This window comes from Bradyrhizobium sp. AS23.2 (assembly GCF_001908185.1).
Lineage (GTDB): Bacteria > Pseudomonadota > Alphaproteobacteria > Rhizobiales > Xanthobacteraceae > Bradyrhizobium.
In genome coordinates, this window is record NZ_LGHM01000133.1 from 44,360 (window position 1) to 51,102 (window position 6,743).

A 6,743-nucleotide genomic window follows, 5' to 3' on the forward strand; every position below is an offset into this window, starting at 1 on the left:
CTACGCTCTCACTATTGCGGCTTCATGCGTTCGAGCTCGTTGAGCCGCTTCAATGCCGCCTGCTGCCGGAGCAATCCGTAGTTGATGCCGCCGGCATTCAACGAACTGCCTTCCTGATAGGGGAATTGATCGAAATCGGAGAAGAACTCCTTGATCTTTCCCTGCACCGGCACGATCAGCCACATGTTTTGAGCGAGGAACTGGACGGCTCCGCCGCCTTCCTCCAGGCCGCGCTCATAGGGATCCATGCGCAGGTTTGCGATCAGCGACCATGCCGGGACTTCACGGGTCGCCGTCGCGATATTGCCCTTGGAAGCGGTCGCGAAACTCAGCTTCCAGTCGTTCCATCTGATGGCGTTGAGATTGCCGCCCTGGTCAAAGTAGTAGATCGCATCTCGCGGCGGCGTGGTTGCTTCTCCCTTGAAGAACGGCATGAAGTTATAACCATCGAGATGGACCTTGAAGTTCTTGCCGCCGGCGCCAGAAAACCCCGTCTTCATCTTCTCCTTGATGTCGGGGACTCCCGCCGCGGCGCACAGCGTCGGGAACCAGTCGATCAGCGAGATGATCTCGTTGTACTGCGTGCCCGGCTTCACGACGCCCGGCCACCGCACCATCATCGGGATGCGCATGCCGCCTTCCCAGGTGGTGCCTTTCTCGCCGTGGAACGGGGTCATTGCTCCGTCCGGCCACAGCGCAATCTCGGCGCCGTTGTCCGTGGTGTAGAGAACAATCGTGTTGTCGGCGATGCCGAGATCGTCGAGCTGCTTCAGCAACTCGCCGACCATCCCGTCGTGCTCCACCATGCCGTCGGCATGGATTCCTTTACCGGTCTTGCCGAGTGACTCCTTCTTCAGATGCGTGAAGACATGCATCCGCGTCGAGTTGAACCAGACGAAGAAGGGGCGGTTTGCCCTGGCTTGCCGGTCGATGAAATCTTTAGCACCGCCGAGGAACTCTTCATCGACAGTCGGCATTCGGGCGGTGTTGAGCGGGCCAGTGTCTTCGATCTTGCCGTCGGCGGATGATTTGATGACGCCCCGCGGTCCGAACTGCTTCCGGAAGTTTGGATCCTTCGGATAGAAATAGCCTTCGGGCTCTTCCTCCGCGTTGAGATGATAGAGATTGCCGAAGAATTCGTCGAAGCCGTGTTTCGTCGGCAAATGCTCGTCGCGGTCGCCAAGATGGTTCTTGCCGAACTGGCCGGTGGCGTAGCCCTGGGTCTTGAGGACCTCAGCGATCGTCGGCATCCAGTCCTGGATACCGTGGGGATCGCCGGGCATGCCGATGGTGAGAAGGCCGGTCCGGAACGGCTCCTGACCGAGGATGAAGGAAGCGCGGCCGGCGGTGCAACTCTGCTGACCGTAGGAATCGGTGAAGATCGCGCCTTCGCGCGCGATCCGGTCAATATTGGGCGTGCGATAGCCCATCATGCCCATGGTGTAGGCGCTGATCTGGGGAATGCCGATGTCATCGCCGAAGATGACGAGGATGTTGGGCTTGCGCCCTCCAGGCGCTGCCGCGGCGGGCGACGGTGAGGGTGCGGCCTTCTGCGCCTGGGCGAGGGCCTGTGGGGTCAACGCCGCCGTCGCGACGATCGACGACGTGCCGAGCAGCACTGCCCGGCGGTGGAGGCTTGGCGTGGGATCGCAGAGGGAGTCGGCGCTGATGGTGTCCTGCTTGGTCGTTTCACGGCTCATTTGACGCTCCTCGGTGCTCAAGGGGTGTTTGGGCTGGCGATAACGTGACCTCTTCTGGTGCTCACTTGGTCTCCACGTGCTTCACTCATCTGGCGGGCCTTCTGCGTTGATGCGCAGGCATGTTCGAAGTCCCGACCGGATTGATGTATTGGGGTAGGCCACTGCCGTGAGCGCGCCTTTCGCGCGGCCGCAGATTGCGGCGGGCTGCAACCAGATGGCGCAGCATCTCGGGCGGCGACCAGGGAGCGGCGTTGCGCCGATCTCCAAACAGCGTGCTCTCGAGTGCTCCGATCTGTCCGTCAAGCACCGGATCGTCTGCGACCGCTCTGAACGCTGCGGCGGTGTTCTCCGGCGCTGCATTGAGGCGCGGCAACCAATCGAGCAAAGCGAAATACGCCTGTCCTGCATCGCGGCGGCCGATCGCGCGACGCAGCCGGTTGAAGGCAAAGGTTTCCGACAGGCAATAGGCGTCGCGCCGTCGGCGATGTTCGGCAGTCACTCGCTGGATCACGCGGGGCGCGATCAGACCGAGGCCTGCGGCGACGGCGGCTGCGAACAGGACAATCAGCCAGTGGTCCGCCAGGAGGTCGCGGATGCCGGCCCATGTCCAGCCCCGACCTGATCGTCCCATGGACATCTGGTTCGCGCCCCCCGGAGGAGCGGCAACGGCGAAAGGCACGGCATCGAGGTGGATCCGCTCGACCTTGCCGCTGGCGTTGTTCCACCAGTCGATCTCGATCGCGGGGAGCGAATAAGTACCGGGCCGTTCCAGCATATAGGTTGCGGAGTCGGTCCGGGTCGCGGTCATGACATCGGTGCGGCCCTCTATCTTGTCCTCGAGCACCGGCTGCGTCGGATAGAGCTGCAAGCCGTCGATTGCAGCAAATTTCTGCGGGGGCAGCAGCATCGCCGGCGTACCCTCTGCCGTGATCGTCACCGTTCGCGTGACCGCATCGCCGGCTTTGAGCTGGTCGGACGAACGCTTGATCTCCTGTTCAGCCATCAGGCTCTTGGCCGAAACAAATGGACGAAGCCCGGCTGCCGCGTCCGGAATGAATGCCTCGAACGACACGCGCGGGAGCGCGACAGTCACCTCGCGCGTGGCGGGAGGGGCGGCGGCGTATTTGATGTTGACGGTCTGGTCGGCGATCGCATAGGCGCCCGGCTCCTGCGGCGAGATCGCATATTCGAACTGCACGCCGGCATAAGACACGCCGTCGCGCTGCTCACTGGTGTTGATGCTCTGCAACTGCCTGGTCACCGCGTTGCGGACCTGGAAGCCGGGCAGTTCGGGGGGCGATGTCATGTAATTGGGCGCGACCACGACGATGCGCAGCGTCACCGGCTGCCCAACCACGACACGCGGCGGATCGGCCGTTGCCTGCACGATCGGCTCCGGTGCGACCGGCTGTTGCGCGAAGGCGTGCGGCGGCAGGAGCACTGCGGCGGTCCAGAGGATTCCGGATGCAATCCGCAGTCTCATGGTGCGGCCTTTCCCTGCGTCGGCGCTGCAGCCTGGATCGCAAATTTCAGCTTGAGGAAGTCCGCCGGCGAGGTCTGGACCTGGCGCATCCAGGCCGCGGCCGCATCTGCCGTCGTGACGTCCTGCGGCGTGACCGTAATCCGCTTGCCACCCTTCTGTTTGGGATCGACCCGCATCTCGTCCGCCTTCTCCTCAGGCGGCGCACTGTTATCCTGCTCCTGCTTGCGGCGCTTCTCCTCTTGCGCGTCGAGCGCTGCCTGAACGATCGAGCGGTTGATCTTGGCGGCGACGTTGCCGGGCTGCGCCTTCAGCACATTGTCATAGGCCTTGATCGCCTTCTCATAGGCGTGGTTCTGCGCCTGTGCGTTGCCGAGCGCGAATTGCCCCTCCAGCGTGTCAACGTGCGAGAACGCCTCGGCGGCGGCGAGGAAGTCATACGCGCGGTAGGCCGAGATGCCGCGCCACATCGGGTCGGCGAACGTCGTTTTTGCAGCGGCATAGTCGCCGCGATCGAAGGCAAGCCGACCCTGCTGATCGGGCGTCAGCCAGAGACTGGCAAAACGAGAGGCCTCTTGGGCTTTCGCAGGCACCGTCTGCATCGCGATCATCAGGGCAAGGGCCCAGGCCACGGTGGTGCCGCGTCGGAACCAGAGCAGGCTCAACAGCGCGAGCAACGGCAGTAGCCAATAACCCTCGTCGCGCCATAGCGTGCCGAACGCATCTCCCTGCGCGGCCTGGAAGCGCGTTTCGATCCGGCGCTCGAGCCGCGCGATATCGGAGCCGTCGATGCTGACGCGGATGACATCCGTGCCGGCGGGCAGGGCGGGTGCGTCCGCGCTCACTGCAAGAACCACGAGATTGTTGCGCCCGGCCGCCTGCCGCACCGTGGCCGCATCCGCAGCGCCGACATCGTCGGCGACCAGCAGTATGGTGCCGGCTACGGGCTCGGTCGCGAGGGCGTCGGCAGCTAGCGCGATTGCGCCGGCAAGGTTCTTGCCGTCTGCCGGCATCAGCCCGGGGGCAAGCGCCGCCAGGAACGGCTCGATCACGGAGCGGTCGTCCGTCGGTGGCATCACCAGATGCGCGGTGCCGGCATAAGCAACGAGCCCGGTCCTGGCGCCGGCGCGGGTCGCAAGCAGATCCCGGATCTTCTGCTTGGCACGTTCGAGGCGCGAGGGCGCGACATCGGTCCCGCTCATCGATGAGCCGACCGCGAGCGCGATCATCAGCGGCGCCTTGTCCTCGACAAAAGGCGGCAGCTCGCGCCGCCAGGTTGGTCCGGACAGCGCGATAATGCCGAGCATCATGGCGGCGGCCACGAGATAGATCGGATTGATATGGCGTCCGCGCCGCGGCCGCACGATCAGATGCGTCAGAAGATGGGGCGCGATCACGCCGCCCCATTGCGCGCTCACGCTTTGCCGCCGCAGCAGGACGACGAACACGGCGGCGGGCGGGATCAGCGCGAGCAACCAGAGCGGCCGCAAGAGGTGGAAGGACGTCGCGGCCGCCTCATGCATGGCTCACGCTCCTCATCCGGCGCCACTCGCTCCCGAGCAGCAGCGCGATCCACAGGAGCAGGCCGAGCATGACGGCGGCGCCAAGCGGCCATTGAAACAGCGGCCGCTTCGGCCGCCATGACAAGGTCTGAAGCTTGGCCGGCGCCAGCCGGTCGATGTCGGCATAGATTGCCTGCAGCTGGGCGCCATCCTCGGCCCTGAAGAAGTGACCGCCGGTGGTGCCGGCGACGCGTTGCAGGACGCCGAGATCGACGCGGTTCTCGCCGGAGGCTGCGGGATCGCCGACGCCGATCGTGTAGACGGCGACATCGTTCTGACGGGCGATGTCGGCGGCGTGTTCGGGCGGCACGCGGCTTGCCGTATCGTTGCCGTCGGTCAGGAGCACCAGCAGCTTCTGCTTCGCTGTGCTGGCCGCAAATGTCTTGATGGCAAGGCCGATCGTATCGCCGATCGCCGTCTGCTGGCCGGCCATGCCGACCGTAGCCTGATCTAGCAGTTGCTGCGCCGTCTGGAGGTCTTGTGTGAACGGCACCTGCACATAGGGTCTGGTGCCGAACAGGATCAGCGCGATACGATCACCCTTACGGCGTGCAATGAAGTCCTTGACCACGCGCTTGACGCCGTCGAGACGCGTGAGCGTCGTGCCGTCCGGCGCCTTGAAATCACGCTGATCCATCGATCCCGAGATGTCGATCGCCAGGATCAGGTCACGCGCGGACACCTCCCGCGTCACGGCATCGCCGACCCATTGCGGACGGGCCAGGGCCGCAACCAGCAATATCCAGATCACCACCGCCGCGATCATCTGCACGGCCCGGCGTTCCAGGATGACCGCGCCCCGCTGCGGTGTCTGTCCGGTCGCCGCGGCCAGCCTGTCGAAGAACGGCACCTGGACCGAGGCCTGTCGCGCCCGGTACGGCGGCAGCAGCCACCACACCAGGATCGGCAGCGGCAACAGCAGGAGCAGCCATGGCCAGGCGAATTCAAGCATGGTGTCCCCTGATCCAGCGGCGGACGAGACGGACCAGCGATTGCAGCTCGGCCCCGTCGGGCGGCATCCGCTGATACGGACCGCTGACGAGCAGGCAGCCCACGCCATGGGAGAATTCCTCGCCGCCATAGCTGCGATCGAGGAAGGAAAGCCAAGCCGGCCCGATGAGGGGCGCGACCTGCTCGCGCGGGAAGGCAGCGAGCGCGGTGCGCCTCACCAGCACAGTCAATTTCGACAGCAATTCCGGCGAGGCAGAATTGCGGGCGTGCTCGATCCGGGAGAGTTCTGCGAGCGCTTGCCGGCGGTAGCGGTTGACGCGGCGCAGATGCGCATAGCGCCACAGCGCCGCGCCGACGGCGACGACCAGCAGGACAATCGCAAGCCGCGCCTCCCAGGTTTGCGGCAGGAGGCTCACCTCGTGCGGCAGCGGGACGTCGATCAGGCCGGCGACAGGATCGGCCTTTGCGAATGTGACCTCAGCCAAGGGCTGCCCCCGTCTGGCTGTGCGCGGCCGTGCGGCCGTGGCGGGTCGGCAGGCCGCCGAGCAGGCGGCGGAGCTGAGCAGGGGTGTCCTCCGCCGCGCTCAGCGGCAGCACTGGAATTCCGAGCTCATGCGTCCAGGCAAAGATGCCCTTGAGGCGATCCTGCGTGACCTGCGATACGCTCTTGCGGACACTGTCGCGTCCGACGTCGAGCCGGATCTGCAATTCGCCATCGGTCACGGTCATGCTGGCCGAGGGCGGCAGGTCGCTCTGCAGGGGATCGTGGACCAGCACGGCGATCACGTCATTATGCCGGGCGAGGGCGGTGACGGTCTCGCGGGTCGCTGCGTCCGCGCCGTCGAAATCGCTGATGACGATCACGGCGGCATCGTGCGCAGCGCGGCGTCTGGCATGGTCGAGCGCAGTGTTGAGCATGGCCGGTGCGGAGACCAGGCCGCGTCCGACGCCGAGTGCTTGGTTCTGCGCGACGATGGCGGCGAGGATCTGCAGCACGGTCGCCCGGCTGCGCCGCGGCGCCACCTCGACGAGGTCGCGGTCGCCGAACAC

General features: G+C 65.4%; 6 protein-coding genes. All 6 read right to left on the minus strand.

The genetic code is table 11. The features are described from left to right. Positions 1 to 11: 11 nt before the first annotated feature. Positions 12 to 1,700 carry an arylsulfatase gene (locus AC630_RS27415; protein WP_074121583.1) on the minus strand — a complete coding sequence of 563 codons (1,689 nt, stop codon included), beginning with the start codon at positions 1,698 to 1,700 and terminating at the stop codon, positions 12 to 14. Positions 1,701 to 1,785: 85 nt separating this feature from the next. Continuing rightward, on the minus strand, positions 1,786 to 3,183 hold the full coding sequence (locus tag AC630_RS27420) for a BatD family protein (RefSeq protein WP_074121584.1): 1,398 nt from the start codon (positions 3,181 to 3,183) through the stop codon (positions 1,786 to 1,788). Continuing rightward, on the minus strand, positions 3,180 to 4,703 hold the full coding sequence (locus AC630_RS27425) for a VWA domain-containing protein (RefSeq protein WP_074121585.1): 1,524 nt from the start codon (positions 4,701 to 4,703) through the stop codon (positions 3,180 to 3,182). The genes AC630_RS27420 and AC630_RS27425 overlap by 4 nt, the downstream gene beginning before the upstream one ends. Further along, positions 4,696 to 5,694, minus strand: a complete 999-nt coding sequence (locus AC630_RS27430) for a VWA domain-containing protein (protein WP_074121586.1) — start codon at positions 5,692 to 5,694, stop codon at positions 4,696 to 4,698. Before AC630_RS27430 ends, AC630_RS27425 begins: the two co-directional genes overlap by 8 nt. Beyond that, complete coding sequence (locus AC630_RS27435; protein WP_074121587.1) at positions 5,687 to 6,178, minus strand: DUF4381 domain-containing protein; 492 nt, start codon at positions 6,176 to 6,178, stop codon at positions 5,687 to 5,689. Before AC630_RS27435 ends, AC630_RS27430 begins: the two co-directional genes overlap by 8 nt. Beyond that, a partial coding sequence (locus AC630_RS27440; protein ID WP_502691539.1) for a DUF58 domain-containing protein occupies positions 6,171 to 6,743 on the minus strand: 573 nt, incomplete at its 5' end. The genes AC630_RS27435 and AC630_RS27440, both read right to left, overlap by 8 nt.